Genomic DNA, 25,644 nt, shown 5'->3' with positions numbered 1-25,644 from the left:
TCGAGCTGCCGGCGGTTCTCGGTGTCCAGCAGTCGGTGCTCGGCAATCGCTGGGTCTGGCGCGGCGGGCGCTTGCCCGGCGATGGCTTGAATGGCGGCCTTGATGGCCGGGGCGCCGATGATCTGCTCCACCAGCTCTGTCACGCGCGCGGCGCCGACCCGGTCGATTTCGCACGGCTGAAGGCGCCGACGCTGCGCGACTGGCTGCCCGACCCCAGCCGCTTTCTCGACATGGACGTTGCCGCCGCCCGGCTGGCGCGCGCCATCACGGCGCAGGAAAATATCGTCATCTTCGGTGATTATGACGTCGATGGTGCCACATCGGCGGCGGTGCTGATCCGCTTCCTCCGGCTCGTCGGCGCCCACGCCGGCCATTACATCCCCGACCGGCTGCTCGAAGGCTATGGGCCTTCGGCGCCGGCACTGGTGGCGCTCAAGGATGCGGGGGCCGATCTCGTCATCACCGTCGATTGCGGCACGCAGGGGTTCGAGGCGCTCGAAGCGGCGCGCGCGGCGAACCTAGAAGTCATCGTCGTCGATCATCACAAGGCTGCCACAGCACTTCCGCCCGCACTGGCGCTGGTCAATCCCAACCGGCTCGATGAAGCGCCCGATGCCGCCGCGCATGGCCATCTGGCGGCAGTGGGGCTCGCCTTCCTGCTGGCGGTCGCCACCCAGCGCACGTTGCGGCTGCAGGGCTGGTTCAGCGGCCGCGAGGAGCCCAAACTCACGCAGTTGCTCGATCTGGTGGCGCTCGGCACGGTCGCCGATGTGGCACCGCTCACCGGGCTCAACCGCGCCTTCGTGGCACAGGGGCTCAAGGTCATGCGCCAGCGCCACAACCGCGGGCTCGCCGCCCTCCTCGATGTCGGCGGCGTGACGAAGCCGCCGGTGGCACGTGATCTCGGCTTTGCGCTCGGCCCGCGCGTCAACGCCGGTGGCCGGGTGGGCGCAGCCGATCTCGGCGTGCGGCTGCTTGTCACCGAAGACGCGCACGAAGCGACCGCACTCGCCGCCGAGCTCGATCGGCTGAACCAGGAGCGCAAGGCCATCGAACAGGCGGTGACCGACGAGGCAATGGCCATCGCCCGGGCGCTTCCCGAAGGCCCGGTGGCGGTGGTGGCCGGGCACGGCTGGCACCCCGGCGTCATCGGCATCGTCGCCGCGCGGGTCAAGGAGCGGCTGCACCGCCCCGCACTCGTCATCGCCATCGGCGAGGACGGCATTGCCAAGGGCTCGGGCCGCAGCCTTGCCGGCGTCGATCTGGGTGCAGCGATTCTTGCCGCCAAGGACCATGGCCTGCTCCTCGCTGGCGGCGGCCATGCCATGGCAGCGGGGGTGACGCTCCACGCCGATGGCATCGCTGCCCTCACCGCGTTTCTGGGCGCGCACCTGGCGCGCGAGGTCGGGGTCGCCACTGCCATCCGCCGGCTGTCGATCGACGCGGCTCTGAGCCCGCGCGCGATGGACCTGGCGCTCCACGAGGCGCTGGAGGCCGCCGGACCCTATGGCCAGGGCTGGCCCGCCCCGCGCCTCGCCAGCGGGCCGTGGCGGGCTGTGGACACGCGCATCGTCGGGGAGAACCATGTCCGCGTCATCCTGTCGGGCGCCGATGGCGGGCGGCTGAAGGCCATCGCCTTCCGTCAGGCCGAGACCGACCTGGGGGCGGCGCTGTTCGGCGCCGGTGCCCGCAGCTTCCACATCGCCGGCCGGCTCACCCGCGACGATTGGGGCAGCCAGCCGCAGCCGCAGGTGGAAATCGAGGATCTGGCGTTCGTCTGAACCACATCAGCCCTTGACGCGAAGCCCGGCGCCCTCTAGCCAGCCGCTTCCGCCGATGGTCCCTTCGTCTAGCGGTCTAGGACGTCGCCCTTTCACGGCGAAAACACGGGTTCGATTCCCGTAGGGATCACCACTTCGGAAAATTTTACAATTCAGTGTATTTAAACGCCGGTTAACTCGGGCGAAAAAATAACATTGTCTTCCGCAGACTTTGCAGTATCGCTGTAATGGCAATATTGTGATTTATTGTTGTTATTAATTTTACAATGTATTACATTTACAGTTTGCTACTGCCCCAGTGTTTCTGCCGTAGAAACCCCGTAGTATAAGCCGATGGTTGAGTGTTTTCCCCAATAGAGCGATCTTAAGGCTGAAGTTGGCTTAAGGGGGGTAACTTCATCGGCCGCAAGGCCTCCCCTTTCGACCCGCTTCGAGCGTGATCACCAAGTGCCGGCGAACAACCGGCACCGACAAAGGGGAGCATTTCGAGTGAACACCACTGTCATGACAGTCGATGATGCTGCCAAGGGCTCGCGAGCCAGCAAGCAGCGCCTCGGCACGATCATCGAAACCAATGGCCCGTTGGTGCGTCGCATTGCACGATCGGTCCATGCCAGCGTTTCGGGCGCGGTTGAGCTTGAAGATCTTGTCCAGGTCGGTCTCGCGGCCCTCGTCGAAGCATCGGGCACCTATGTGGATCGCGGCGAAGCCACGTTTGCCACCTTCGCGAGCATGCGCGTCCGCGGTGCCATGATCGACGAGACCCGCAAGCTCTCCACGCTTTCGCGCCGCGAACTGCGCCGCCGCCGGGACCTGCAGCTGCTGCGCCGCCGCCTTCACAGCGAAATGGGCCGCGCACCCACCAATGAGGAAATTGCCGCGTCGGCCGGCATGACCGCCGGGCAATATGCGCGCGCCGTCGATGCGCATCAGGGCATCTGCTTCGGGTCTCTCGATGATTCCTATTCGGACCGCAATTCCAGCTTCGCCGATCCTGCACCCGGGGCCTATTCCCAGCTCGAAACCAGCCGCTCGGCCGATGCGCTCGCCGCCGCCATCAAGCTGCTCCCCGAACGCCAGCAGCTGGTGCTGCAGCTGTGCTTCGTCGAGGGATTGACCCTCACCGCGATCGGCGAGACGCTCGGCGTCTGTTCGGCGCGGGTCTGCCAGATCAAGAAGGCAGCCCTCGACCGGCTTCGCGTCCAGCTCGGCGGCTGGGCATGATGGCGCCGCATCCCATGCGCCAGGCTGCCCGCCGATGATCGCGATGATGGACAGGGTCAGGCTCGATGACGAGGAAGGCCGGCTTGCGGCGCTCACGCGCTATGACGTTCTCGACAGCGTCGCCGAGCCGCAGTTCGACCGCATTACCGCGCTCATCTGCTCGGCCCTTGATGTCCCGATGGCAGCGGTTTCGCTGATCGATCGGGATCGGCAATGGTTCAAGTCTTCCCAGGGGCTGAACCTCACGGAGACCGAGCGCGACATCGCCTTTTGCGATCACGCGATCCGCCGGCCGACGGCCCTTGTGGTGAACGATGCCCGGCAGGATCCGCGCTTCGCCAGCAATCCGCTCGTCACCGGCGCGCCGCATCTCCTGAGCTATGCCGGGGTGCCGCTGCAGACGCCCGATGGGTATAATGTCGGCACCATCTGTGCGCTGGACACCCGCGCCCGCAACTTCAGCAAGCCACAGATGGAGATGCTCGCCAATCTTGCCGCCGTCACTGTCGACGCGCTCGAGGTGCGGATGATCGCCAACTTCGATCATCTGACCGGGTCTTTCAGCCGCCGCGCCTTTCTGAGCCAACTCGATCTAGAGATCAGCCGGCGCTCGTCGCGTCGCTATGTGGCGGCACTGGTGCTGTTCGATCTCGATCATTTCAAGTTGATCAACGACCGTTATGGCCATGGCGCCGGCGATTCCGTGCTGCGCGCGGTAGGCCGGCTGTGCCGGGTCACGCTGCGCCGCAAGGACGTGGTCGGCCGGATCGGCGGCGAGGAATTCGGCATTCTGCTTCCCGACACCGACGCCGAGATGGCGATCGATGTCGCCGAGCGGATGCGTGCCGCCATTGCCGACATGGAGATTCCCGGTCTGCCGGGTGTGCGGGTGACGGCCAGCTTCGGCATCGCCGGCCTCACCCCCGCGGTCACCAGCAACAGCCAGTGGCTGGCAATGGCCGACGCACCGCTCTATTCCGCCAAGCAGAAGGGTCGCAACTGCTGCGAACATATCCACACCCGCGGCATCCTCGGCCCCGAAGGCCAGCGATCGCGGATGAATCCGCTCGAATGGTATGAAAAATCGTTAAGACCCGCCTGAAAAACGTCGCAGGCTGGGCATTAACGAGGTATGTATAGGCATCTGCAGGTTGTTGACACTGCAACCCGATGGGGTCATCCGTGACTGGTGACAACAGGCGTAACCATCGCGCGGGTTGCAGAGCGCGCAGTTTTCGTCGTCGACGACGATCCGCTGGTCCGTGAATCCACCGATATGTGGCTGACAAGTGCGGGTTATCAGGTCGAGCAGTTCGAGGACCCAGGCGCTTTTCTCGAAGCATTGCCCGATCTGGAGCCCGGCTGTGTGCTGCTGGACATGCGCATGCCCGGACTTGATGGCCTTGCAGTCCTCGAAAAGGCGCAGCCGTGGCTTTCTGCCCATCCGGTGATCGTGATGACCGGGCATGGCGATGTGGCGCTGGCGGTGCGCGTCATGAAGCTCGGGGCTGCAGACTTCATCGAAAAGCCGTTCCGCCGGCCCGATCTGCTGGCAACGCTCGACCAGGCCTTCCAGGAGCTGGAAGGCAAGCCGGGCAATACCGCCGAGCGGCAGGAGGCGGTGCGGTTGATCGGCGGGCTGACCCCGCGCGAGAGCGATGTGCTGCAAGGATTGATGGAAGGCTTGTCGAACAAGTCCCTGGCGCAGCGTCTCGATCTCAGTCCGCGCACCGTGGAGATGCACCGGGCGAACATGATGAAAAGGCTCGGGGTGCGCAGCCTTTCCGAAGCGCTCAAGCTGGGGCTGGTTGCCGATCTCCGGTCGAAAGGCTGATCGCGTGGGCGGCAGCGCGGTCGTTCCCGAGCCTTCGATCACCTTGGCGGATCAGAACCTTTCCCGGATCATCGACGCTGTCAGCGATGCCGTCATCGTCACCGATGGCCTGGCGCGGATCCTCGTCTTCAACAGCGCTGCCGAAGCCTTGTTCGGAACCACGCGTGACGCGCAGCGCGGCTGTGCCGTGCAAGCGCTGCTCCCGCACTTCGCCGATGTGGCCATCGATGCCCCCCCGGCGTTGTGCAAGGTCGAGGCGGCCGATGGTCGGTTGCTCGATGTGGAGATCACACGGCGGGTCCTCTATCCGGATGCCCGTCCGCTGCACACGATCACGCTGCGCAACCTGACCGAGACGCTGCACACCAAGGCCTTGCTGGCGCGGCTCAACCGCATCTACGCAGCGCGGGTGCGCATCCACCGCGCCATTGTCGACGGCAAGGGTCGCCATGCGCTGTTGCGCGCCGTCTGCCGGGCACTCGTCGAGGATGGCGGCTTCAGCCTCGCCTGGATCGGCTGGCATGTGCCGGAAACATTGGCCATCGTCCCGGTGGCGGACTTTGGTGACACGACCAACTATCTGGTCGATATCCGCGTCTCGACCGATGCCGGTCATCCGGAAGGCCGCGGCCCCTGCGGCTTCGCGTTTCGGGACAACAAGGTTGTCGTCAGCAACGATCTGCTCAGCGAAATGGCTTCACTCCCCTGGTTGGAGAGCGCCCGGGAGAGCGGCTTTCGCGCGGTCACGGTGTTCCCGATCTGCGCAGCCGGGTGCCCGATAGGCACGCTGGCGGTCTATGCATCGCAGCGCGATTTTTTCCAGGCCGATGAGGTCGCGCTGCTGGCGGCCGCCGCGGCGGACATCTCGATGGCGATCGACCGTTTCCAGCAGGAAGATGCCCGCGCCACCGCCGAAGCGCAGCGCGACCGCGAGCGCAAGTTTTCCAAGGCGATGATCGAGAGCATGCCGGGCATCGTCTACCTGTTCAACGAGGACGGGCGGTTCTTGCGCTGGAACCGCAATTTCAGCGATGTGACCGGTTATGCCGACGCCGAGATCGCAACGTTGCTCGCCGAAGACCTGATCGAGGAAACCGAACGGCCGGTGCAGCGCAGTGTGGTGGCGCGTGTCTTCGACGGCGGTGTCGCCTCGCTGGAAGGCAATCTCGTCACGCGCGATGGCCGCACGATCCCTTATCTCTTCACCGGCCAGCGGCTGACCTTCGCCGGCGAGCCTTGCCTTGTCGGTGTCGGCGTCGATCTGTCGGAGGTGCGTGCCGCGCGCGCTGCGCTTGAAGCGAGCGAGCGACGCAATCGCGCCACGCTCGATGCCATTCTCGAAGGCTGCCAGCTTGTCGGATTCGACGAGCGCTATCTCTATCTCAACCACGCAGCCGAGGTGCAGAACCGCCGCCCCGCCTCGGAGCTTCTCGGCCAGCGCTTCACCGAATGCTGGCCGGGCATCGAGGATCATGAGCTGTGCACGATGCTGCGCCACTGCCTCGATCGGCGCGAGCCGGTGCAGCGCGAACTCGATTTCACCCTTCCCGATGGCAATACCAGACGCTTCGACGTGCGGATGCTCCCCGATCCCGAAGGCGTCTTCCTGCTCTCGCTCGACGTGACCGAGCAGCGGGCGGCACGGCAGTCGCTGCTGCAGATCAATGCCGAGCTCGAGGTGCGCGTGGCCGATCGGACGCACGATCTGCAGGCGGCGCTGGCCCGCGCCGAAACTTCGGACCGGACCAAGTCCACCTTCCTCGCCACCATGTCGCACGAATTGCGCACGCCGCTCAACTCGATCATCGGCTTTTCGGGCATCATGAGCCAGGGCCTTGCCGGCCCGCTCACGCCCGAGCAGGCCAAGCAGCTCGGCATGGTGCGCGGCAGTGCGCGCCACCTGCTCGAACTGGTGAACGATGTGCTCGACATTTCCAAGATCGAGGCCGGCGAACTGGAGATCTACCCGCGGCCCTTCGATCTTCGCGACGCCGTCGGCAGGGTCATCAAGCTGCTTGGCCCGGCCGCCGAGCTGAAGAACCTGCCGCTCACGGTGGCGTGGCGCCTCGACGACAGCATGATGGAGAGCGACCAGCGCCGCATCGAGCAGGTGCTCATCAACATCATCAACAACGCCATCAAGTTCACCGACCATGGTTCGGTGCATGTCGAGATCGGCAGCGAAGCGGCGGACATCATCACCGTGTGCGTGATCGATACCGGCATCGGCATCGATGCTCAGGACATCGACACGCTGTTCAAGCCGTTCCGCCAGATCGACTCAGGCCTGGCACGCAGCCATGAAGGTACCGGGCTGGGGCTGGCGATCACCCGCCGGCTGCTCGACCATCTCGGCGGAAGCGTCGCGGTGGAGAGCCGCATCGGCGATGGAACCAGCTTTTTCATCAGGCTGCAGCGGCGGCCTCGACGTGGTGAACGAATGAACCAGGGTGCCGTTACAGCTCCGGGGGGAATCGAATGACCGCAAATGTCCTGCTGATCGAAGACAATGAGCAGAACCGCTATCTGGCCACATTCCTGCTGGAAAAACATGGCTATTCGGTCGAAGCAGCTCTCGATGGCGTGAGCGGTGTGGAAAAGGCGACGGTGGCCGCGCCCGATATCGTGTCGCTCGACATCCAGTTGCCGGGGATGGACGGATATCAGGTGGCGCAGGCGCTTCGCCGCATCGGTGCCATGGCCAGCGTGCCGATCGTTGCGGTCACCTCCTATGCCATGCCGCTGGACCGCGAGAAGGCGCTTGCAGCCGGCTGCAACGGCTATATCGAAAAGCCCATCGATCCCGACAGCTTCGTGCAGGAGATCTCGCGCTTCCTGCCCAGCCCGGCACCGGCCTCACCATGAAAGGCTCCATTGTTGTCGTCGACGACAAGCCGGACAATCTCTACCTGCTGCAGTCGCTGCTGACCGCACACGGCTATGCCGTGGAAACCGCGCATCACGGCGCCGAAGCCCTTGCCATCGCCCGGCTGCGCAAGCCGGCACTCTGCATCACCGACCTGCTGATGCCGGTGATGGACGGCTATTCGCTGATCCGCAACTGGAAGGCCGATCCACGCCTGCAGGACGTGCCGATCATGGTCTATACCGCCACATATACCGATCCCGACGACGAGCGGCTTGCCAACGAGATGGGCGCGGATGGCTTTCTGGTGAAGCCGACCGAGCCCGAGGCCTTGCTGGCGGCAATACAGGCCGTTCTCAAGCGCCACGCGAATATTGTCACAGCCAGCAATCCGATCGACGAAGCTCTCATGCTCGAGCAGTACAACGCTGCCCTTGTGCGCAAGCTCGAGGAAAAATCCATCGAGCTCGAAACCAGCAACCTCCTGCTCCGCGAAGAGGCTCGTGCCCGCCAGCGGCTGCTCACCATGCGCGATGCCATTCTCGATTCGCTGCCGGCGCAAGTTGCGCTGATCGACCATGAGGGGATCGTGGTTGCGGTGAACAGCAGCTGGGAAGCGTTCCTTGCCGCGCGCGGACGCCTCACCCCGAACATGGTCGTGGGCGGCAATTATCTGGTCGCCTGCCGAAATCTGGATGTGGTGCTCGCGGAAGTCGGCCTGAGCACGCTCAAGGGCGTCGAGGATGTGCTCGCCGGACGCATGCCGGTGTTCGAACTCGAATACCCCTTCCCCGAGGAAGCGGGCAAACCGCCGATGTGGATCCGCATCGTCATCACGCCGATCATGCACAACGACCGGACGGGCGCCGTGATCTCCCGCTTCGATGTCACCGATCGGCGCCAGGTCGAGGAGGAGAGACGCGAAACCGCCGAGCGGCTGTCGCTCGCCGTCGATGCTGCCGACATCGGCATCTGGGAACTGCTCGATGATGGCACCCTCACCTGGAACCGGGTGATGCGCGACATCTATGCCCTTCCGGACGATGTCGTGCCCACGATCAAGCTCTGGCGGTCGATGGCGGATCCGATCGAGCGGCAGACGGCGGATGCCGCAGTAAGAACGCTGGTCAAGGAAGGTGGGCGCATGGAGCGCCAGTTCGTGATGCGCTGTCATGATGGCGTCGAGCGCCACATTCTCGGCGTGGCCAAGGCCTTGCCCGCAGCCGGTGGCACGCCGGGCAAGCTGATCGGCACCAACATCGACATTTCCGAACGCCACCGCCAGGCCATGGCGCTGCAGGCGGTCAATTCGCGCCTCGAAACCCTGGTCTCCCAGGCGCGCATAGGCATCGTGGTGCAGCGCGAATTCAAGGCTTTGCTGGCCAATGACGCGCTCGCGCACATTTTCGGGCTTCCGGACCGGCACGCGGTTCTCGCCCTGCCCGATTACAGCCAGTTCTTTCCGCTCGACCAGCGGTTGAAGATCGTTGACCAGTTCAATGCGCTGCTTGCCGATGAACCGGCAACCGACATCGTGATGATGCAGGGCAAGCGTGCCGATGGTCAGCCGCTCGACATCGAAGTGCGCGCCTTCGGGATCGACTGGGACGGCGGCCGCGCCGTCTGCGCGATGATCACCGATGTCACCGGGCAACGCGCGGTCGAGGCGCAGCTTCGCCAGGCGCAGCGGCTCGAGGCAGTGGGACAGCTCACCGGCGGCGTCGCGCATGATTTCAACAACCTGCTCACCGTCATCCTCGGCAATGCCGAGCTGCTCGAGGAAGGTCTCGAGCAGGATCCGTTCAAGCATCGTCTTGCCGGCATGATCGTGCGTGCCGCCGAGCGGGGCGCGGATCTTGCGCGGCATCTGCTCGCCTTTTCCCGCCGGCAGCGGCTCGAACCGGGGAGCGTGGACATCAACGCCATGCTGTGCAGCCTCAAGGATTTTCTCGGCCGCGCTGTCGGCCCGATGGTGAGATTGGAGGTTGACCTCGCCCCGGGCCTCTGGTCGGCAATGGTCGATCTGGCGCAGCTCGAGAATGCGTTGCTCAACCTTGCGGTCAACGCGCGCGATGCCATGCCCGGCGGCGGCAAGCTGGTCATCACCACCCATAATGTCCCCATGCAGGATGCGCATGTCGACCGGCCATCCGATCTGGCCGCCGGCCCGCAGGTCATGATCTCGGTCAGCGACACCGGCTCGGGCATGGACGAGGCGACCCGGCTTCGCGCCTTCGAGCCGTTCTTCACGACCAAGGAAGTCGGCAAGGGCAGCGGGCTCGGGCTTTCGATGGTCTATGGGTTCGTCAAGCAGTCCAATGGTGCGGTGCAGATCCGGTCGGCGCCCGGCAAGGGCACCGTCGTCGAGCTCTGGCTGCCGAAGTCGACCATTGCGCCACACCAGGCGTCGGCACGCGGCGACAGGGAGCCGTTGCCCGGCGGTTCGGAACATGTGCTCGTGGCGGAAGACGATCCCATGGTGCGAGCGCAGGTGGTGGCACAGCTGGAAATGCTCGGCTACTTGGTCACCAGCGCCGACAATGGCATGGATGCGCTGGCACTGCTGCAGGAGGACACCGATTTCGACCTGCTGTTTACCGACATCGTGATGCCCGGCGGCCTCAATGGCCATGAGCTTGTGGCCGAGGCGCTGGTGCTGCGACCGAGCCTTCCCGTCCTGCTGACCTCAGGCCTTGCCGATCGCGCCGAACGACCCGCCAGCTCCGACCTTCATCGCTTCTCGATGCTCGCCAAGCCGTATCATCGCGAAGAGCTGGCGCTGAAGGTGCGCGACGCCATCGACTCGGCAGCGCGCGGCATCAGGACCGGCTGAGCTTCAGCCCGCCGCCAGCGCCTGGCGTACCTTGGTGGCCAGCTCGGCCTTGCGGTACGGCTTCTGCAGGAACTGCAACCCGGAATCGAGATGGCCATTGTGGACAATCGCATTCTCGGCATAGCCCGAGGTGTAGAGCACCGGCAGCTGCGGGCGCAGCGCCCGTGCGGCTTCGGCAAGCTGGCGGCCGTTCATGCCCCCCGGCATCATCACATCGGTGAACAGCAGGTCGAAGCCGGCTTCGTGCTCCAGCACCGCCAGCGCCTCCGGGCCGTTGCCGACGCAGTGCACCACGTAACCGAGCTGGGTGAGCAGGTTGGATGCATGCGCACGCACCATCACATCATCCTCCACCACGAGGATCCGCTCCTGGCCGCCGACAACCTTGGTCCCCGGCCGCGGCGGCAGTGCGGCAACGGCGGCGTCGGTGCGCGGCAGGAACAGCTGCACCGAAGTGCCATGGCCGATCTCTGAATAGAGGCGCACATGGCCACGCGACTGCTTGGCAAAGCCATAGACCATCGACAATCCCAGCCCGCTTCCCTTGCCGGCAGCCTTGGTCGTGAAGAACGGCTCGAAGGCCCGCGACAGCGTGTCGGCATCCATCCCGGTGCCGACATCGCTCACCGACATCAGCGCATATTCGCCCGGCGCCACATCGGGGTGCAGGCTGCAATAGGCTTCGTCGAGGGACACGTTGCTCGCTTCGATGACGATGCGGCCGCCATCGGGCATTGCATCGCGGGCATTGATGCACAGGTTGAGCAGCACATTCTCGAGCTGCGACGGGTCGACCTTGACCTTTCCCAGTTCGGGAACGAAGTGGGTGACGATCTCGATATCGGTCCCGATGGTCCGGTGAAGAAGCGGCTCGATCTCGCTGACCAGCGCAGCGATATCCACCACTTGCGGATCGAGCGGCTGCCGGCGCGCGAACGACAGCAGCCGGCTGGTCAGCTCGCTGCCACGCTCGGCAGCGCCGCGAGACATGGTCGCCAGGGCCTGCAGCCGCGGCTGGCTCGCCAGCGCATCCTCCAGCAGCTCCGAATTGCCGAGGATCACCGTCAGCAGGTTGTTGAAGTCGTGCGCGATGCCACCGGTGAGCTGGCCCACGGCTTCCAGCTTCTGCGCGGTGCGCAGCTTGGCTTCGAGCATCCGCTGGTCGGTCACGTCGACGATGCTGCCCACCACGCGCACGACCTGGCCGTCCGCGTCCCGAACCAGCCGCGCCAGGATGTTCACATGCGCGGTTCCGCCATCGGCCTTCAGCACGCGATAGGCGCCGGCCCATTCAACGCCGCTGCCACTCATCGCCGCCGTGAGGCTCTCTGTCACGGCCGCACGGTCTTCCTGGTGGATGGTGCCGGCCCAGCGATCGATGCTGACGGTTCCCTCTTCCATGTTGTAGCCGAAGCGGGCCGGTTCGCGGTCGGTCCACCATATGCTGCCGCTGGTCACGTCCCAGTCCCAGATGATGTCCGCGGACACATCGGCAACCATGCGGAAGCGCTCCTCGCTCTCGCGCAGCGCCAGTTCGTCCTTCACCAGCCGGGTGATGTCGAGCATCGTGCCGGTGAAGTTGACGCCGTCCCCGGGGCCGACCGGCTCGGAAATCTGCTGCACATGGCGCACCTCGCCATCGGGGCGCAGCAGCCTGAAGTTCGTGGTGTGCCGCTGCGGATCCTCGCGGATCAACTGCCGCAGCGCCTTGATCTTCGGCTGGTCCTCGGGATGGACGAGCTTCAGAAAGCCTTCGCTATCATGCGTGAAATCCTCGGGCGCGATGCCGAACATGGTGTATAGCTGCTGCGTCCATGTCAGCCGGTCGGTGTCGAACGCATAGCTCCAGCTGCCCATGTTGCCGATCCGCTGCGCCTCCTCGAGCTGGGCGGTACGCTCGGCCAGCATCTGTTCCTGGGCAGCACGCGCCATCTCCATGGCCTTCGAATGCGTGATGTCCTGCAGCACGCCGACGACCTGGACGACGTCGCCGTTCTCGTCATATTCGGGCGTGCCCGCCACGCGCGCCCAGATCGGCCGACCCAGGGCCGTATGGCCCTGGACTTCGAGATTGAACGCAATGCCGTCCTCGATACACGCGCGGACTGCTTCTTCGGCCCTGCCGCGATACTCGGGGTCATAGAAGTCGAATATCTTGTCGAGAGGCGGTTCCTCGGCCTGCTCCCAGTCGAGCACCCGTCGAACGCCCTGGGACCAGATGACCTTGTTGGTGGCTGGCGAGGCGATCCACCCGCCGATCTCGCCCAATCGTTCGGACAATGATGTCAACTGCGCCTGCTGGCGGTCGCTTTCTTCCTGCCGCTTGCGCGCGGTCACATCGCGCTCGATCGTTACCCGATGGGTCACCTCGCCATCAGCACGCACCAGCGGCATGATCTCGAGCTCGACCCAATACTCGCGGCCGGCCTTGGTGTAGTAGATCAGCTCGGCGCGCACCGGCTGTCGCGCGTCGAGCGCGGCGCGAATCCGGTCGAGCGTCTTTTGTTGCGTGCGCGGGCCATGCAGGATCTGCTTTGGCTGCCCCATCAGCTCTTCTCTCGAATAGCCTGTCAGTCGCTCGAAGGCATCGTTGACATAGACGAGGTGCCAGTCGGAGTCGTCTTGCCCTACCTCGGTGATCAGCACCATGTCGTCGACACGATTGATCGCGGTCTGCAGCAGTTGCAGCTGTTCCTGCTGTGCCGCCGTGGCTGCATCGCTGCGCTTGCGGCTGGTCACGTCGCGCAGTGCACCCTGTAGCACCTTGCGCCCGGTCCGGTGGTCGATGGCGACTTCGCCGATCGCCCGCAGCCAGGCGATATCGCCGGACCGCGTATTGACCTCGAATTCGGTATCGAAGCCTTCGCCGGTCCGCAGCGCATGCGCCACGAGTCCGACCACCCGCTCGGCATCCGCCGAGCAAAAGCGACCAAGCAGCTCGTCGGCCTTCAGGACCCCGTCGGGGGCCAGGCGCAGCATGGCCTTGAGTTCGTCGGTCAGCGTCAGTTCGCGCGTCTCCGGGTCGAGTTGCCAACTGCCGAAGCGCGCCAGCTTGCCGCCGATCACCAGCAGATCCTGGGCGTCCTTGAGCGCCGCGGTCACGGTGTGCAGCTCGCGCTCGCGCCTGTAGAGCATCGCATATTGGTGGGTGGCGATCCGCACCGCCAGCCCGGTCACCAACAACGCCACCAAGGTCGTCAACCGGTTCATGATGAAGTGCGGTTCCGGAATGGCGGGCAGCACCGCACCTGCAAGCCCCAGCAGGATGCTTCCGGCAGTCACGCCGGTGATCAGCGATACATTGCCCGTGAACCCGGCACTCAGGATGACCAGCATGTAGAGCAATGCGTGCAGATAGCCCGGCGGCGTCGCGACATCGGCCACGAAGATGGCGGCGCACGCGAAGCTGCACCCTATCACCCACTCGCGCATCGGCCGTGCCACGGCGCGCGCGATGAAGCGCTCGGTGGAAGACATCACTTGCGTTTCGGGCAGATGCAGGTGTGTGAGGGGCATTTCAAACAGGCTCCGAGGAGCAGAGACGCCGCGGCACGGGAGCCACGCCGCCACATTGTGCCCCAAAGCCGCTGCCCTGACAGACAAAAATGATAAAATACTTCATCAGGAGGTTTAACGGCGGCAATGACGGCCCGTTAACAAGATACATCGCAAAACTTGTCGGTTATACTGCCAACGAACATCAGAGGGTGTCGCGATCATCCAACCGACCGGCAACTCCTTGGCCTCGCCTGCACGTCACCTGCTCGTGCTCGATGATGATGCCAGCATCGGCACGACCATCGCCTATATCGGGGAGCAGGTCGGCATGATCGTGAGCACTGTGCAGACACCCGAGGCGTTCGAAACCGCACTCGACGCCTTTGGTGCCGATGTCATCATCCTCGATCTGCTGATGCCCGGCTGCGACGGCATCGAGATGCTGCACCGCCTCCATGCGCGTGGATGCACTGCGGACATCATCGTCAACAGCGGCGTCGAGCACAGGGTCCTCGAAGCTGCCGGCCGCACCGCGCGCGAACTCGGGCTCAACCTGCTCGGCATCCTGCCAAAGCCATTTTCACCGCGCACCCTGCGCGCCATGCTGCGGAGCAGCGAGACTGCCAGCGCGCCCGAGCAAGCTCCACGCCCGCGCGGGGCGACGGCGCCCCACCTGGGCATCATGCTCCCTTGCGTCGCCGAGATCGACGCCGGCCTGCTTGCCCACCAGTTCCACCTCCACTACCAGCCAAAGATCCATTGCGCCTCGGGCGAGCTCGAAGGCTTCGAAGCATTGGTGCGCTGGGACCATCCGATGCTCGGCATGCTGACGCCGGAGAAATTTCTGGCGCTTGTCGAATCGACACAGCGCATCGACGAGCTCACCAGCCAGGTCATCGACCAGGCCCTTGCCTGGCTCGCCGCGCTGGCTGACAAGCGCCCGCTCGGCATGGCGATCAACCTTTCGCCGCGCTCGCTCGGCAACATCGAGCTTGCCGACCTCATCGAGGCCAAGTGCGTCGAAGCCGGAATCGATCCGGCCCGAATCACCCTCGAGATCACCGAGGCGAGTGCCATGGAGGATCCCATTGCCGGGCTCGCGGTCACCACCCGCTTCTGCATGAAGGCCTTCAAGCTCGCGATCGACGATTTCGGCGTCGGCTATTCCTCGCTCGTCCAGCTCGCCCGCCTGCCCTTTGCCGAGCTGAAGATCGACCGCCAGTTCGTTCAGGACCTGCCCGACTCCGCCGACAGCCGTGCCATTGTGGAGGCGATCGTCCTGCTCGCCCATCGGCTCGGGCTGGCCGTCACCGCCGAAGGCGTCGAAAACACCGCGACGCTCAAATATCTCGCTGCCATCGGCTGCGACACCGCGCAAGGCTTCGCCATCGCCCGCCCGATGGACGGCAACAGCGCGCGCGCCTGGGTGGAAGCCCATGGCCCGGCAGAACCCTGGCCCGAGCGTGCAAGCGCCTAGGCGCATGCACGCTCGGGCAATCGTCCTGCTGGCAAGCGCCTCGGCGCCGCGCTATGGGCGCGTGATGTCGCTGCGCGCAATCTGATGTCACACAAGAACCCGCCGGAGCCCGCGAGCAGCGACCCTGCCGCGATGTTCAGGCGGACGATGATCGTCATGGCTGCCGCGGCGCTGGCGATCCTGCTCTGGCAGCTGCAGGGGCTGCTGTTGCTGGTGTTCGCGGCGATGCTCGCCGCGCAGATGTTCCACGGACTGGCCGTGCTGATCCAGCAGCGGATGCGCCTGCCCTTCGGCATGGCGCTGGCGCTTGCGGTGCTGCTGCCGCTCGTGCTGATCACCATCGTCTTCGGCCTGTTCGGCACGCTGATGGCTGCCCAGTTCACCCAGCTGGCCTTGCAGCTGCCGATCGCTGCGGAAGCCGTGCAGGCATGGCTGGCGAAGTCCTCGGCAGGCCTTGCGGTGCTCCGGGCCATCGCCAGCTATGCCCCGACAGTCGATACGGTAGTGACCATCGTGCAGATGGGGCTGGCGAACCTCGGCTCGGGCATTTCCCAGCTCGTCATCGTGCTGGTGGCGGGCGTCTATCTCGCCGCCCAGCCGCGGCTCTACATCAATGGCTTCGTCCATACCGCGACACGCGTCGGCATCGCCAGCGCCGCCAGCCTGCTCGCCGCCATCCATTCGGCGCTTGGCGCATGGCTCAAGGCGCAGGCGGTGTCGATGGCCTTTGTCGCGGTCGGCACCGGCGTCGGGCTGAGCATCGTCGGCCTGCCCTCGGCCATCGCCATCGGGCTGGTGGCCGGGCTCTGCGAGTTCGTGCCCTATCTCGGCGTGCTGCTGGTTTCGGTGCCCGCCACGGTCATCGGCTTCTCGATGGGCATGGAAACCGGCATCTTCACCGTCATCACGCTGGTTGTCGTCCAGCAGGTGCAGGGCAATGTCGTCACCCCGATGGCGCAAGGCAAGTTTGCCGATCTGCCGCCCGCCCTTACCTTGTTCAGCCTCATCGCCGCGGGGCTTTTGATGGGGCCGCTCGGCGTCATCCTCGCGGTGCCGCTCACCGTGGTCGGCATGGTGCTGTTCCGCCATGCCATGATCGATCCGCCGCTCAGCCCCGCGGCGTTGCCAGCGCCTCGGCAAACGCTGCAACCCCCGCCCCCGGTCCCGCCGGATGGTCCCACACCGCCCGAACCACCGCGATGAAGTCGGCCCCCGCCGCCACCAGCGGGGCCGCATATTCCGGAAAGATGCCGCCGATCGCCACGCACGGCAGCTGGCTCAGCGTCGTCCACCAGCCCAGGATCGGCGGCGTCGGCCGATAGTGGCTGGGCTTGGTGGTGGTGTCGTAGAACGCGCCGAACGCCACATAGTCCGCACCCTGCTCGCCGGCTTCCATCGCCAGGTGCCGGCTGTCGTGGCAGGTGCGCCCGATCGTCGAGCCCGCTCCCAGAAGCTTGCGCGCCTCGGCGATGCTGCCATCGGACTGGCCGAGATGCACCCCGTCCACGCCCGCCTTGGCCGCAAGATCGGCACGGTCGTTGAGCAGGAATGCCACGTCCGCCGCTGCGCAAACCGGCAGCAGCGCCTCGCAGGCGCGCAGCACGTCATCGTCGGCCACGTCCTTCAACCGCAGCTGGAACGCGGCCACCGGCCCGCCGTCGAACGCCGCCTTTGCTGCCTCGACGAAATCGGCGAGCACGATTGCCGGCGGCGACACGACATAGAGCTGGCACGGCGGCCGGAACCCCTGATCGAAGCGGGTCGCGAATTCGTCGGGCAGCGGGATGGTTTCGTCGGCGTCCAAGCTCATTCCTGCCCGAGATAGATGGACACGATCTTGTCGAGCATCGCCAGCGCCTCGTCACGCGGCCGCTGGAAGGTGTTGCGGCCGATGATCGAGCCATTGCCGCCGCCATCACGGATGTCGCGCGCATCCTGATAGACCGCGTCGGCGCCCTTGGTGGCGCCGCCCGAGAACACCACGATTCGGCGGCCGCTGAAGCACGCCTGCCGCACATGCGCCACGCGCTTGGCCTGGGTCGACCAGTCGCCGCCCTCATAGCTCTTCACGGCGTCCTTCTGCTCGATATGCGCGGTGGGCAGCTTGACCTTGATGATGTGCGCGCCGGCAAGCGCCGCCATGTGCGCCGCATAGGCGCCCACATCGAGCGCCAGCTCGCCATCCTTCGAAATCTTGCCCCCGCGCGGATAGGACCAGATGACCGTGGCAATGCCCACGCTCTTGGCCTCGGCGGACATTTCGCGGATCTCTTCCATCAGCTCGAAGATGTCGTCGGAACCCGGATAGATGGTGAAGCCGATCGCCGAACAGCCGAGCCGCAACGCATCATCGACGGTGCCGGTCACCGCCTGGTTGATCGCGCTGGCCCAGCTGTTCGAGGAGTTGACCTTGAGGATGGTCGGGATCTGCCCGGCGAAGGTGTCGGCCCCCGCCTCGATCATGCCCAGCGGCGCCGCATAGGCCGACAGCCCTGCATCGATGGCAAGCTGGAAATGGTAATGCGGGTCATAGGCCGCAGGGTTGGGCGCGAAGCTGCGCGCCGGGCCATGCTCGAAGCCCTGGTCCACGGGAAGGATCACCATCTTGCCGGTACCGCCGAGCCGGCCCTGCATCAGCATCCGCACCAGATTGGCCTTGGTGCCGGGATTGTCGCTCTCGTAATTGGCGAGGATGGCTTTGACGGCAGGGGTCATATCGGTCTCCGTTGAGAATTCGGCGGTCTGGTGTTCAGTTATCCACGCGGCTCAACAACGCAAGCATCAGTCGCGTTCCAGTGCTGCAACACCGGGAAGCACCCGGCCTTCCATCCATTCGAGAAACGCGCCGCCCGCGGTCGAGACGAAGGTGAAGTCATCCGCCACGCCGGCATGGTTGAGTGCCGCCACCGTGTCGCCGCCGCCGGCCACGCTCAGCAGCTGCCCGCTCGCGGTCAACCCCGCCGCCACCCGCGCCAGCGCCACGGTGCCGGCATCGAAGGGCGCCATCTCGAACGCGCCCATCGGCCCGTTCCACACACAGGTGGCGCAGGTCTTGAGCGCATCGGCAAATGCCTCGACCGCCGCCGGGCCAATGTCGAGGATCATCTCGTCGTCGGCCACCTCGAACACATTCACCAGCCGGTGCGGCGCGTGTGTGGCAAATTCCTTCGCCACCACGACCTCATAGGGCAGATGCACCGTGCACCCGGCCTTTTCGGCGCGCGCCAGAATGTCGAGCGCCACATCGGCCAGCCCGGGCTCGGCGAGCGACTTGCCGACACTCACCCCCTTGGCGACCAGAAAGGTATTGGCCATCGCCCCGCCGATCATCAGATGCTCGACGCGGGCCACCAGGTGCAGCAGCACATCGAGCTTGGACGAGACCTTGGCACCGCCCACCACCGCCGCCACCGGCTTGACCGGCTTGCCCAGCGCCTTTTCCAGCGCGTCGAGCTCGGCCTGCATCGAGCGGCCGGCAAAGGCCGGCAGCACATGCGCCAGCCCCTCGGTCGAGGCATGGGCGCGGTGCGATACCGAAAAGGCATCGTTGACGTAGAAATCTCCCAGCCGCGCCAGCGCCGCGACGAAATCCGGCGCATTGCCTTCTTCGCCGGCATGGAAGCGGGCATTCTCCAGCACCAGGATCGACCCCGGTGCCATCGCCGCCACGGCTGCCTCGGCCTCCGGGCCGATGCATTCTCCCACGAAACCCACCGGCCGCCCCATCACGTCGCTGAGTGCGGGTGCAATCGCCGCCAGGCTCAGCGACCGGTCACCCGGCTTGGGCCGGCCGAAATGCGACAGCACCAGCACCTTGGCCCCGCGGTCGGCGAGCGTCGCCAGCGTCGGCACGGCCGCCGAAAGCCGGGTGGCGTCGGTCACCCGCCCATCGTCGATCGGCACGTTGAGGTCGGCACGGACGATCACCGTCTTGCCAGCCAGGTCGGGCATGTCGTCTAGGCTGCAGAAGGGGAGGCTGCGGAACGCCATGGGTCAGAGCAACTTGCCCATCACCACGGCGGTATCCGCCATGCGATTCGAAAAGCCCCATTCATTGTCGTACCAGGAAACGACGCGCACCAGATTGCCGCCGATCACCGCGGTCTCCAGGCTGTCGACCGTCGAGCTCGCCGGGGCATGGTTGAGGTCGATCGACACGAGCGGCTCGTCGGTGAAGTCGAGCACCCCGGCCAGTTCGCCTTCCGCTGCTGCCTTCAGGGCGGCGTTCACCTCGTCCTTCGTCACGTCGCGGCCGGCCAGGAAGGTCAGGTCGACCATCGAGACATTCGGCGTCGGCACGCGCACCGCCGAGCCATCGAGCTTGCCCTTCAGCTGCGGCAGCACCTCGGCCACGGCGCGCGCCGCACCGGTGGTGGTCGGAATCATCGACAGCGCAGCCGCGCGCGAGCGGCGCGGGTCCTCATGCACCTGGTCGAGGATGCGCTGGTCGTTGGTGTAGGCGTGGATCGTCGTCATCAACCCCTTCACAATGCCGAACTCGCGGTCGAGCACCATTGCCACGGGTGCGAGGCAGTTGGTCGTGCACGAGGCGTTGGACACGATCTTGTGTTCTGCGGTCAGCTTGTCGTGGTTGACGCCATAGACCACTGTCAGGTCGGCACCCTTGGCCGGGGCGGACACGAGCACGCGCTTGGCGCCGGCCGCAAGATGCAGCCCCGCCTTGTCGGCGGCGGTGAAGAAGCCGGTGCACTCAAGTGCCACATCGACCCCCATCTCGCCGTGCGGCAGCTTGGCCGGATCGCGCTCGGCGGTCACCCGGATGCGCTGGCCATTCACCACGATATGGTCCCCATCGACCTCGACCGTGCCGGGGAAGCGGCCGTGCACCGAATCGCGCTTGAGCAGCCGTGCATTGGCATCGGCGTCGGCGAGATCGTTGATCGCCACCACGACGATATCGGTCCGCCCGCTCTCGGCAATGGCGCGCAGCACATTGCGGCCGATCCGTCCGAACCCGTTGATTGCTACCTTGATGGCCATGTTCAAATTCCTCTCAACCCAGATGCGCGATCACCCGCGCCGCCACAGCGTCGCCGGTCAACCCGAAATGCTTGTACAAATCACCCGCCGGACCCGACGCGCCGAAGCTGTCGATGCCGATCACCAGCCCGTCATCGCCGGTCCAGCGCTCCCAGCCGAGCGTCACCCCGGCCTCGACGGCGACGCGGGTCACGTTCGCAGGCAGCAGCTCGCGACGATAGTCCAGCGGCTGTTCGGCAAACCGCTCCCAGCACGGCATCGACACCACATCGGCGCCGATCCCTCGGGATTCGAGCACTGCCGCTGCCGCGAGCGTCACCTCGACCTCGGAGCCGGTGCCGATCAGCACCACGCGCCGCGCGGCTTCGGCGGCCTTCAGCCGATACGCACCACGCGCGGTCATGTTGCCATCGAGGCCATCGCCGCTGCGCCGCACCGCCGGCAGGTTCTGGCGGGAAAGTGCGAGCACCGAAGGCCGGTGGGCATCTTCGAGCGCCAGCGCCCAGGCCTCGGCGGTCTCCACCGCATCGGCGGGCCGATAGACGGCAAGGCCGGGGATCAGCCGCAGGCTCATCACATGCTCGATCGGCTGGTGCGTCGGGCCATCCTCGCCCACCCCGATCGAATCATGGGTGAACACATAGACGGCGCGCGCCGTCTGGATCGCCGAAAGCCGGATCGCGGCGCGTGCATAGTCCGAAAACACCAGGAAGGTGCCGCCATAGGGGATGATGCCGCCATGCAGCGCCATGCCGTTCATCGCCGCCGCCATGCCGAACTCGCGGATTCCGTAATGCACATGCCGCCCGGCATAATCGGGAGCGCCAAACACGCCCTGCCCGCCCGTACGCGTGAAGTTGGAGCCGGTCAGGTCGGCCGAGCCACCGAGCAGTGCCGGCACCAGCGGGTTGAGCACGCCCAGCACCATCTCGCTCGCCTTGCGTGTCGCCACCTTGGGCGCATCGGCACGGAGCTGCACGGCATGGGAGGCGAGCGCATCGGCAGCGCCCGCCGGCAGGTCGCCCGCCATCCGCGCGTCGAATTCTTGCTGCTTGCCCGATGCTGCCAGCCGCGCCTCCCATTCGGCGCGAGCAGCAGCACCCCGGCCACCGGCCGCGCGCCAGGAAGCGCGGATATCCTCGGGCACCTCGAAAGCGCCATGCGGCCAGCCGAGTGCCGCCTTGACCGCCTCGACATCGGCCGCACCCAGCGCGCCATGCGCTGCCGCAGTGCCGCCCTTGGCCGCCGAGCCATAGCCGATCGTCGTCTTGCACGCGACGAGCGACGGCCGCGCATCGGCCATGGCTTCGGCCAGCGCTGCCGCCACGGCTTCGGAATCATGGCCGTCGCAGCTCACGACATGCCAGCCGGCTGCAACGAATCGCGCGCGCACGTCTTCGTTGGAGGACAGGCTCACCGGCCCGTCGATCGAGATGCCGTTATCGTCCCACAGCACATTGAGCCGGCGGAGCTGCAGATGGCCCGCCAGCCCGATCGCCTCATGGCTGATCCCTTCCATCAGGCAGCCATCCCCCGCCACCACCCAGGTGCGATGATCGACGAGTCCATCGCCATAGACGCTGTTGAGCGCGCGCTCGGCCATCGCCATGCCCACGGCGGTCGCCAGCCCCTGCCCCAGCGGGCCGGTGGTCGTCTCCACGCCTTCGAGCTCATGCACCTCGGGGTGCCCGGCACAGGGCGAGCCCAGCTGGCGGAAGGCCTTGATATCGTCCAATGTGGGCCGCGCATAGCCGGTCAGGTGCAACAGCGCATAGATAAGCATCGAGCCATGCCCGGCGGACAGCACGAAGCGATCGCGGTCCGCCCAATGCGGGGCGGCGGGATCGTACTTCAGATAGCGGGTGAAGAGCACCGTCGCGGCATCGGCCATGCCCATCGGCATGCCCGAATGGCCCGAATTGGCGGCAACCACCGCATCCATTGCCAGCGCCCGCACGGCATTGGCCATGGCTCGCATTTCGCTCATCGCTGCCCGATCATGGTAAAGTGAACATCCTCAAAGACTTGGGGTGCGAACCGCCGAATCGTGGCGGACAATGGCCACAGCCTCCTGCAGGCGTCAACCGCAGGTGCAGCATCCGTACGGCACGTTCTGGCGCAACACCGGCCAGCCACCGATTGACGCACTCTCAACGGGCCTGTTATGCGACCGCTGCAACCTTCTGTTTTTGGACGATTAACATTTCCGATTTGGTTCCCCTCGCTGCCCGCCTTGAAGCCGCCCTCGACAGGATCGAGGCCGCTGCCGCCGCTGCGCGCGAAGAAGCGGCACGCCATCACGCGATCGAGGCTGCCGCCCGCGAGGCGCTTGCCACCCTCGACACGCTGCTCGCGGACGAACGCTGATGGCACAGGTCTCCGCCCATATCGCCGGCCGCAACTATCCGCTCGCCTGCCGCGACGGCGATGAGCCGCACCTGCTGGCGCTGGTCGCCGGGCTCGAAGCCAAGGCGCAGGCGCTCACCGCGCAGCTCGGCACCATGGCGGAACAGCGGCTGCTGCTGATGGTGGCGCTGATGGTCGCCGATGAGCTGCACGAGGAGCGGACGGCAAAGGAGGCCCCGCTGGCAGCCGCCGCCATCGGCACCGATCCGGCGCTTGTTGCCTGGCTCGAAGCGATGACCGCGCGCGTCGAGGCACTGGCTGGCACGCTCGAATCCGCAGGACATAAAACCACCGCTTGAGAATTGGCCGGCGCCGCCCTATCTTGGGGGTGGCGGGTACTGCCCGGCACGAGCGACGAGCATCCCTGAGGCGATTAACATCCTAAGGGAGCTGGCTCTGGGCAGATCCTGGTCTGTCCTACCCGGCGCCCACCTGACGTACCTGGCGTCAGAGGATCTTCATGCAAACGACCCACGGTGGTCCCGCCACTCTTTCATCCGACAGCAAACGCGCCGCGCGGCAACTCTACCGGGACCGCCGGCAGGCCTTCGTCGCCAGCCTGTCCCCGGCAGCGCGCGAAGCGTCCGACCGCCAGCTTGCCACCATGGCCACCCCGCTGCTCACCCGGCCCGAGGCCGCCTTGCCCGTCGCGAGCTACGCTTCGATCGGCGACGAGATCGACCCGCAGTTCGTGGAACGGCTGTTCGCCGCGCACGGCTTCCCCCGCATCACCGGGCGCGACCTGAGCTTCCACCTTGCCGACTGGAAGGATCTGGTGCCCGGTCCCCTCGGCATCCCCCAGCCCGCCCCCACGGCACCCATCTTCACCCCCCGCCTGCTGCTGGTGCCGCTCATTGCCGCCACGCTGGAAGGCGTCCGCCTCGGCCAGGGCGGCGGCTATTACGACCGCACTCTCGCCCGGCTTCGCACGCTTGGTCCGGTGGTGGCGGTCGGCCTCGCCTGGGAATGCCAGATCGCCGAGCTGCTGCCGCACGAACCGCATGACCAGCGCCTCGACTGGATTGCGACGCCGCAGCGTCTGGTCGATTGCGCCGCAAACCGCTAGGGCAAGCCGCATGGTCCCAGTAACAGAACCCTCGTGGCGCAAGCCGGTCGGCGTCCTCGCCATCCTCGCCTGGCTCATCGTCTATGCCCTCATTGTCGTCACCATGGCGGACACGCTCAACGCGCTGCCGACCGTCTTCAAGGTCGCGGCCTATCTGGTCTTCGGCCTCGCCTGGGTGCTGCCGTTGAAGCCATTGTTCATCTGGATGAACACCGGCCGCTGGCGGGCAACGAAATGATCGTGAAGCCCGGCCCCGACTGCGAGACCATGGCCGAGGTGCGCGCCGGCGTCGACGCGCTCGACCGCGAACTGGTGGCGCTGCTCGCCCGCCGCTTCGCCTATATGGATGCCGCGGCTCGCATCAAGCCGGCGCGAAACCAGGTGCGGGACGAGGCGCGCAAGGCGCAGGTCATCGCAAATGCCGCCGCCGCTGCCGGAGCGGCCGGCCTCCCCGATGGCCTTGCCGAAGCGCTGTGGGAGCTTCTGGTCGAAACCTCGATCGCGCATGAAATGGACCGCTGGGAAGCCCTGAGGGCCGAAACCGCCACCCGGTAAAAGGGGGTGGCGCGAGTGACGGGGCTCGAACCCGCGACCTCCGGCGTGACAGGCCGGCGCTCTAACCAACTGAGCTACACCCGCATAACCGCTGCGGAAGGTGCGCGATAGAGAGCGGCCTCCCCCCTGTCAACTGTCTCTCTCATGGAGGACTGTTCGGGAGTGTCGACGGAAGCCTTCCCGCCCGCTAGGGAGCGGACATGAACAGCCCCGACCTCGCCGCCCCCGACCTCGCAAGCAGCGTCACCCGCCTCATCGAGCTTCTCGACATCGAGGAGCTCGATACCGATCTTTATCGCGGCGCCACCCGCGACGAGGGCTGGAAGCGCGTCTACGGCGGCCAGGTCGTGGCGCAAGCGCTCGTCGCCGCCTCGCGCACCGTGCCGGCCGAACGGCTCTGCCATTCGCTCCACGCCTATTTCATCCGCGCCGGAGATCCCGCCCACCCCATCGTCTACAAGGTCGAGCGCGACCGCGATGGCGGCAGCTTCACCACCCGGCGTGTCGTGGCGCTGCAACAGGGCAAGCCGATCTTCAACATGGCCGCGAGCTTCCAGACCGAGGAGGCCGGGCTTTCCCATGCCAGTTCGATGCCGGCGGCCCCTGCGCCCGAAACGCTTCTGAACGAGGCAGAACTGACGCTTCGCCACGCCGAACAGACGCCCGAGCCCTATCGCAGCATGTGGCTGGCACGCGAACGGCCAATCGAATTCAAGCCTGCCGTGGTCTTCGACGTGTTCAACCCCATCGCGGCACCGCCGTTCAGCCAGAACTGGTGCCGCCTCGCCGCCCCGCTGGCAGACATCGACCCGGCGCTGGCGCGCGCGCTGTTCGCCTACGCCTCGGACATGACGATGCTCGACATCTGCCTGCAGCCGCACGCCGTCGCCTGGACCAACCCGCGCCTGCAGGCCGCCTCGCTCGATCATGCCATCTGGTTCTACGCGACGCCGAACATGAACGACTGGCTGCTGTTCGATGGTGACAGCCCGGTCGCGGGCGGCGGCCGCGGCCTCAACCGCGCGCTCGTTTATGGTGCGGATGGCACTTTGGTCGCCGCCGTGCAGCAGGAAGGGTTGATCCGCTACCGCCCCAAGGCCTGA

Annotated in this window: 21 protein-coding genes and 2 tRNA genes; 16 read left to right on the top strand and 7 right to left on the bottom strand. The window is 66.0% G+C overall.

The window, feature by feature from the left end; genetic code table 11:
- Nucleotides 1-5: 5 nt before the first annotated feature.
- The 8 genes from recJ (at nucleotide 6) to FHS79_RS04500 (ending at nucleotide 10,538) form a co-directional block, all read left to right on the top strand.
- Nucleotides 6-1,781, top strand: a complete 1,776-nt coding sequence (gene recJ / locus FHS79_RS04535; RefSeq protein WP_184196122.1) for a single-stranded-DNA-specific exonuclease RecJ — start codon at nucleotides 6-8, stop codon at nucleotides 1,779-1,781.
- A gap of 57 nt (nucleotides 1,782-1,838) precedes the next feature.
- Nucleotides 1,839-1,914, top strand: a tRNA-Glu gene (locus tag FHS79_RS04530).
- A 356-nt stretch (nucleotides 1,915-2,270) separates the two neighbouring features.
- On the top strand, nucleotides 2,271-3,005 hold the full coding sequence (locus tag FHS79_RS04525; RefSeq protein ID WP_184196030.1) for a sigma-70 family RNA polymerase sigma factor: 735 nt from the start codon (nucleotides 2,271-2,273) through the stop codon (nucleotides 3,003-3,005).
- 34 nt (nucleotides 3,006-3,039) lie between these two features.
- The gene (locus FHS79_RS04520; protein WP_243452647.1) at nucleotides 3,040-4,107 is read left to right on the top strand and encodes a sensor domain-containing diguanylate cyclase; all 1,068 of its coding nucleotides are present in this window, start codon (nucleotides 3,040-3,042) and stop codon (nucleotides 4,105-4,107) included.
- Nucleotides 4,108-4,194: 87 nt separating this feature from the next.
- Nucleotides 4,195-4,839 carry a response regulator transcription factor gene (locus FHS79_RS04515; RefSeq protein WP_184196027.1) on the top strand — a complete coding sequence of 215 codons (645 nt, stop codon included), beginning with the start codon at nucleotides 4,195-4,197 and terminating at the stop codon, nucleotides 4,837-4,839.
- 4 nt (nucleotides 4,840-4,843) lie between these two features.
- The gene (locus FHS79_RS04510) at nucleotides 4,844-7,321 is read left to right on the top strand and encodes an ATP-binding protein (protein ID WP_184196024.1); all 2,478 of its coding nucleotides are present in this window, start codon (nucleotides 4,844-4,846) and stop codon (nucleotides 7,319-7,321) included.
- On the top strand, nucleotides 7,318-7,704 hold the full coding sequence (locus FHS79_RS04505; RefSeq protein ID WP_184196021.1) for a response regulator: 387 nt from the start codon (nucleotides 7,318-7,320) through the stop codon (nucleotides 7,702-7,704). Before FHS79_RS04510 ends, FHS79_RS04505 begins: the two co-directional genes overlap by 4 nt.
- On the top strand, nucleotides 7,701-10,538 hold the full coding sequence (locus FHS79_RS04500) for a response regulator (protein ID WP_184196018.1): 2,838 nt from the start codon (nucleotides 7,701-7,703) through the stop codon (nucleotides 10,536-10,538). The genes FHS79_RS04505 and FHS79_RS04500 overlap by 4 nt, the downstream gene beginning before the upstream one ends.
- A 3-nt stretch (nucleotides 10,539-10,541) precedes the next feature.
- Here the strand turns inward: FHS79_RS04500 and FHS79_RS04495 are convergent, their stop codons facing one another.
- The gene (locus FHS79_RS04495) at nucleotides 10,542-14,054 is read right to left on the bottom strand and encodes a PAS domain-containing protein (RefSeq protein ID WP_184196015.1); all 3,513 of its coding nucleotides are present in this window, start codon (nucleotides 14,052-14,054) and stop codon (nucleotides 10,542-10,544) included.
- Between the two features lie 223 nt (nucleotides 14,055-14,277).
- On the opposite strand from FHS79_RS04495, the gene FHS79_RS04490 reads away from it, so the two are divergent.
- Both FHS79_RS04490 and FHS79_RS04485 read left to right on the top strand, forming a co-directional pair.
- On the top strand, nucleotides 14,278-15,513 hold the full coding sequence (locus tag FHS79_RS04490) for an EAL domain-containing response regulator (RefSeq protein ID WP_184196013.1): 1,236 nt from the start codon (nucleotides 14,278-14,280) through the stop codon (nucleotides 15,511-15,513).
- Nucleotides 15,514-15,597: 84 nt separating this feature from the next.
- Nucleotides 15,598-16,716, top strand: a complete 1,119-nt coding sequence (locus tag FHS79_RS04485; protein WP_184196010.1) for an AI-2E family transporter — start codon at nucleotides 15,598-15,600, stop codon at nucleotides 16,714-16,716.
- Here FHS79_RS04485 and thiE read toward each other — a convergent pair.
- The 5 genes from thiE to tkt all read right to left on the bottom strand — a co-directional run bounded on the left by thiE (nucleotide 16,622) and on the right by tkt (nucleotide 22,501).
- Complete coding sequence (thiE, locus tag FHS79_RS04480) at nucleotides 16,622-17,323, bottom strand: thiamine phosphate synthase (RefSeq protein WP_184196007.1); 702 nt, start codon at nucleotides 17,321-17,323, stop codon at nucleotides 16,622-16,624. The genes FHS79_RS04485 and thiE overlap by 95 nt on opposite strands.
- Nucleotides 17,320-18,228 carry a class I fructose-bisphosphate aldolase gene (locus FHS79_RS04475; protein ID WP_184196005.1) on the bottom strand — a complete coding sequence of 303 codons (909 nt, stop codon included), beginning with the start codon at nucleotides 18,226-18,228 and terminating at the stop codon, nucleotides 17,320-17,322. The genes thiE and FHS79_RS04475 overlap by 4 nt, the downstream gene beginning before the upstream one ends.
- A 66-nt stretch (nucleotides 18,229-18,294) precedes the next feature.
- Nucleotides 18,295-19,503, bottom strand: coding sequence for a phosphoglycerate kinase (locus tag FHS79_RS04470; RefSeq protein ID WP_184196002.1), 1,209 nt, complete (start codon nucleotides 19,501-19,503; stop codon nucleotides 18,295-18,297).
- 3 nt (nucleotides 19,504-19,506) lie between these two features.
- The gene (gene gap, locus FHS79_RS04465; RefSeq protein WP_184195999.1) at nucleotides 19,507-20,514 is read right to left on the bottom strand and encodes a type I glyceraldehyde-3-phosphate dehydrogenase; all 1,008 of its coding nucleotides are present in this window, start codon (nucleotides 20,512-20,514) and stop codon (nucleotides 19,507-19,509) included.
- A 13-nt stretch (nucleotides 20,515-20,527) separates the two neighbouring features.
- The gene (tkt, locus tag FHS79_RS04460) at nucleotides 20,528-22,501 is read right to left on the bottom strand and encodes a transketolase (RefSeq protein ID WP_184195996.1); all 1,974 of its coding nucleotides are present in this window, start codon (nucleotides 22,499-22,501) and stop codon (nucleotides 20,528-20,530) included.
- 224 nt (nucleotides 22,502-22,725) lie between these two features.
- On the opposite strand from tkt, the gene FHS79_RS04455 reads away from it, so the two are divergent.
- The 5 genes from FHS79_RS04455 (at nucleotide 22,726) to FHS79_RS04435 (ending at nucleotide 24,541) form a co-directional block, all read left to right on the top strand.
- The gene (locus tag FHS79_RS04455; protein WP_184195993.1) at nucleotides 22,726-22,881 is read left to right on the top strand and encodes a hypothetical protein; all 156 of its coding nucleotides are present in this window, start codon (nucleotides 22,726-22,728) and stop codon (nucleotides 22,879-22,881) included.
- Nucleotides 22,881-23,219, top strand: a complete 339-nt coding sequence (locus FHS79_RS04450) for a cell division protein ZapA (RefSeq protein WP_184195990.1) — start codon at nucleotides 22,881-22,883, stop codon at nucleotides 23,217-23,219. The genes FHS79_RS04455 and FHS79_RS04450 overlap by 1 nt, the downstream gene beginning before the upstream one ends.
- A 161-nt stretch (nucleotides 23,220-23,380) precedes the next feature.
- Nucleotides 23,381-23,986 (top strand): 5-formyltetrahydrofolate cyclo-ligase, encoded by a 606-nt coding sequence (locus FHS79_RS04445; protein ID WP_184195987.1) that lies wholly within the window; start codon nucleotides 23,381-23,383, stop codon nucleotides 23,984-23,986.
- Between the two features lie 10 nt (nucleotides 23,987-23,996).
- Entirely contained in the window at nucleotides 23,997-24,224 is a 228-nt protein-coding gene (locus FHS79_RS04440) for a DUF2842 domain-containing protein (RefSeq protein WP_243452646.1), read from the top strand.
- Nucleotides 24,221-24,541 carry a chorismate mutase gene (locus tag FHS79_RS04435; RefSeq protein ID WP_184195981.1) on the top strand — a complete coding sequence of 107 codons (321 nt, stop codon included), beginning with the start codon at nucleotides 24,221-24,223 and terminating at the stop codon, nucleotides 24,539-24,541. Before FHS79_RS04440 ends, FHS79_RS04435 begins: the two co-directional genes overlap by 4 nt.
- A gap of 7 nt (nucleotides 24,542-24,548) precedes the next feature.
- Here FHS79_RS04435 and FHS79_RS04430 read toward each other — a convergent pair.
- Nucleotides 24,549-24,625, bottom strand: a tRNA-Asp gene (locus tag FHS79_RS04430).
- Between the two features lie 116 nt (nucleotides 24,626-24,741).
- Between FHS79_RS04430 and FHS79_RS04425 the strand changes: the two genes are divergently transcribed.
- A complete protein-coding gene (locus FHS79_RS04425; RefSeq protein WP_184195978.1) occupies nucleotides 24,742-25,644 on the top strand; it encodes an acyl-CoA thioesterase in 903 nt (300 codons plus the stop codon).

Origin of the sequence: Polymorphobacter multimanifer (assembly GCF_014205635.1) — a bacterium.
Classification (GTDB): domain Bacteria; phylum Pseudomonadota; class Alphaproteobacteria; order Sphingomonadales; family Sphingomonadaceae; genus Sandarakinorhabdus; species Sandarakinorhabdus multimanifer.
Note: the sequence above shows the minus strand (reverse complement) of the source record. Positions and strands in the feature narration are given on the sequence as shown.

What these genes read in the sequence shown, in the direction of transcription:
- FHS79_RS04520 (WP_243452647.1), top strand. Translation starts at nt 3,040, where the DNA reads ATGATCGCGATGATGGACAGGGTCAGGCTCGATGACGAGGAAGGCCGG.
- FHS79_RS04505 (WP_184196021.1), top strand. Translation starts at nt 7,318, where the DNA reads ATGACCGCAAATGTCCTGCTGATCGAAGACAATGAGCAGAACCGCTAT.
- FHS79_RS04500 (WP_184196018.1), top strand. Translation starts at nt 7,701, where the DNA reads ATGAAAGGCTCCATTGTTGTCGTCGACGACAAGCCGGACAATCTCTAC.
- FHS79_RS04495 (WP_184196015.1), bottom strand. Translation starts at nt 14,054, where the DNA reads ATGCCCCTCACACACCTGCATCTGCCCGAAACGCAAGTGATGTCTTCC.
- FHS79_RS04485 (WP_184196010.1), top strand. Translation starts at nt 15,598, where the DNA reads ATGTCACACAAGAACCCGCCGGAGCCCGCGAGCAGCGACCCTGCCGCG.
- thiE (WP_184196007.1), bottom strand. Translation starts at nt 17,323, where the DNA reads ATGAGCTTGGACGCCGACGAAACCATCCCGCTGCCCGACGAATTCGCG.
- FHS79_RS04475 (WP_184196005.1), bottom strand. Translation starts at nt 18,228, where the DNA reads ATGACCCCTGCCGTCAAAGCCATCCTCGCCAATTACGAGAGCGACAAT.
- FHS79_RS04470 (WP_184196002.1), bottom strand. Translation starts at nt 19,503, where the DNA reads ATGGCGTTCCGCAGCCTCCCCTTCTGCAGCCTAGACGACATGCCCGAC.
- gap (WP_184195999.1), bottom strand. Translation starts at nt 20,514, where the DNA reads ATGGCCATCAAGGTAGCAATCAACGGGTTCGGACGGATCGGCCGCAAT.
- tkt (WP_184195996.1), bottom strand. Translation starts at nt 22,501, where the DNA reads ATGAGCGAAATGCGAGCCATGGCCAATGCCGTGCGGGCGCTGGCAATG.
- FHS79_RS04450 (WP_184195990.1), top strand. Translation starts at nt 22,881, where the DNA reads ATGGCACAGGTCTCCGCCCATATCGCCGGCCGCAACTATCCGCTCGCC.
- FHS79_RS04445 (WP_184195987.1), top strand. Translation starts at nt 23,381, where the DNA reads ATGCAAACGACCCACGGTGGTCCCGCCACTCTTTCATCCGACAGCAAA.
- FHS79_RS04440 (WP_243452646.1), top strand. Translation starts at nt 23,997, where the DNA reads ATGGTCCCAGTAACAGAACCCTCGTGGCGCAAGCCGGTCGGCGTCCTC.
- FHS79_RS04435 (WP_184195981.1), top strand. Translation starts at nt 24,221, where the DNA reads ATGATCGTGAAGCCCGGCCCCGACTGCGAGACCATGGCCGAGGTGCGC.
- FHS79_RS04425 (WP_184195978.1), top strand. Translation starts at nt 24,742, where the DNA reads ATGAACAGCCCCGACCTCGCCGCCCCCGACCTCGCAAGCAGCGTCACC.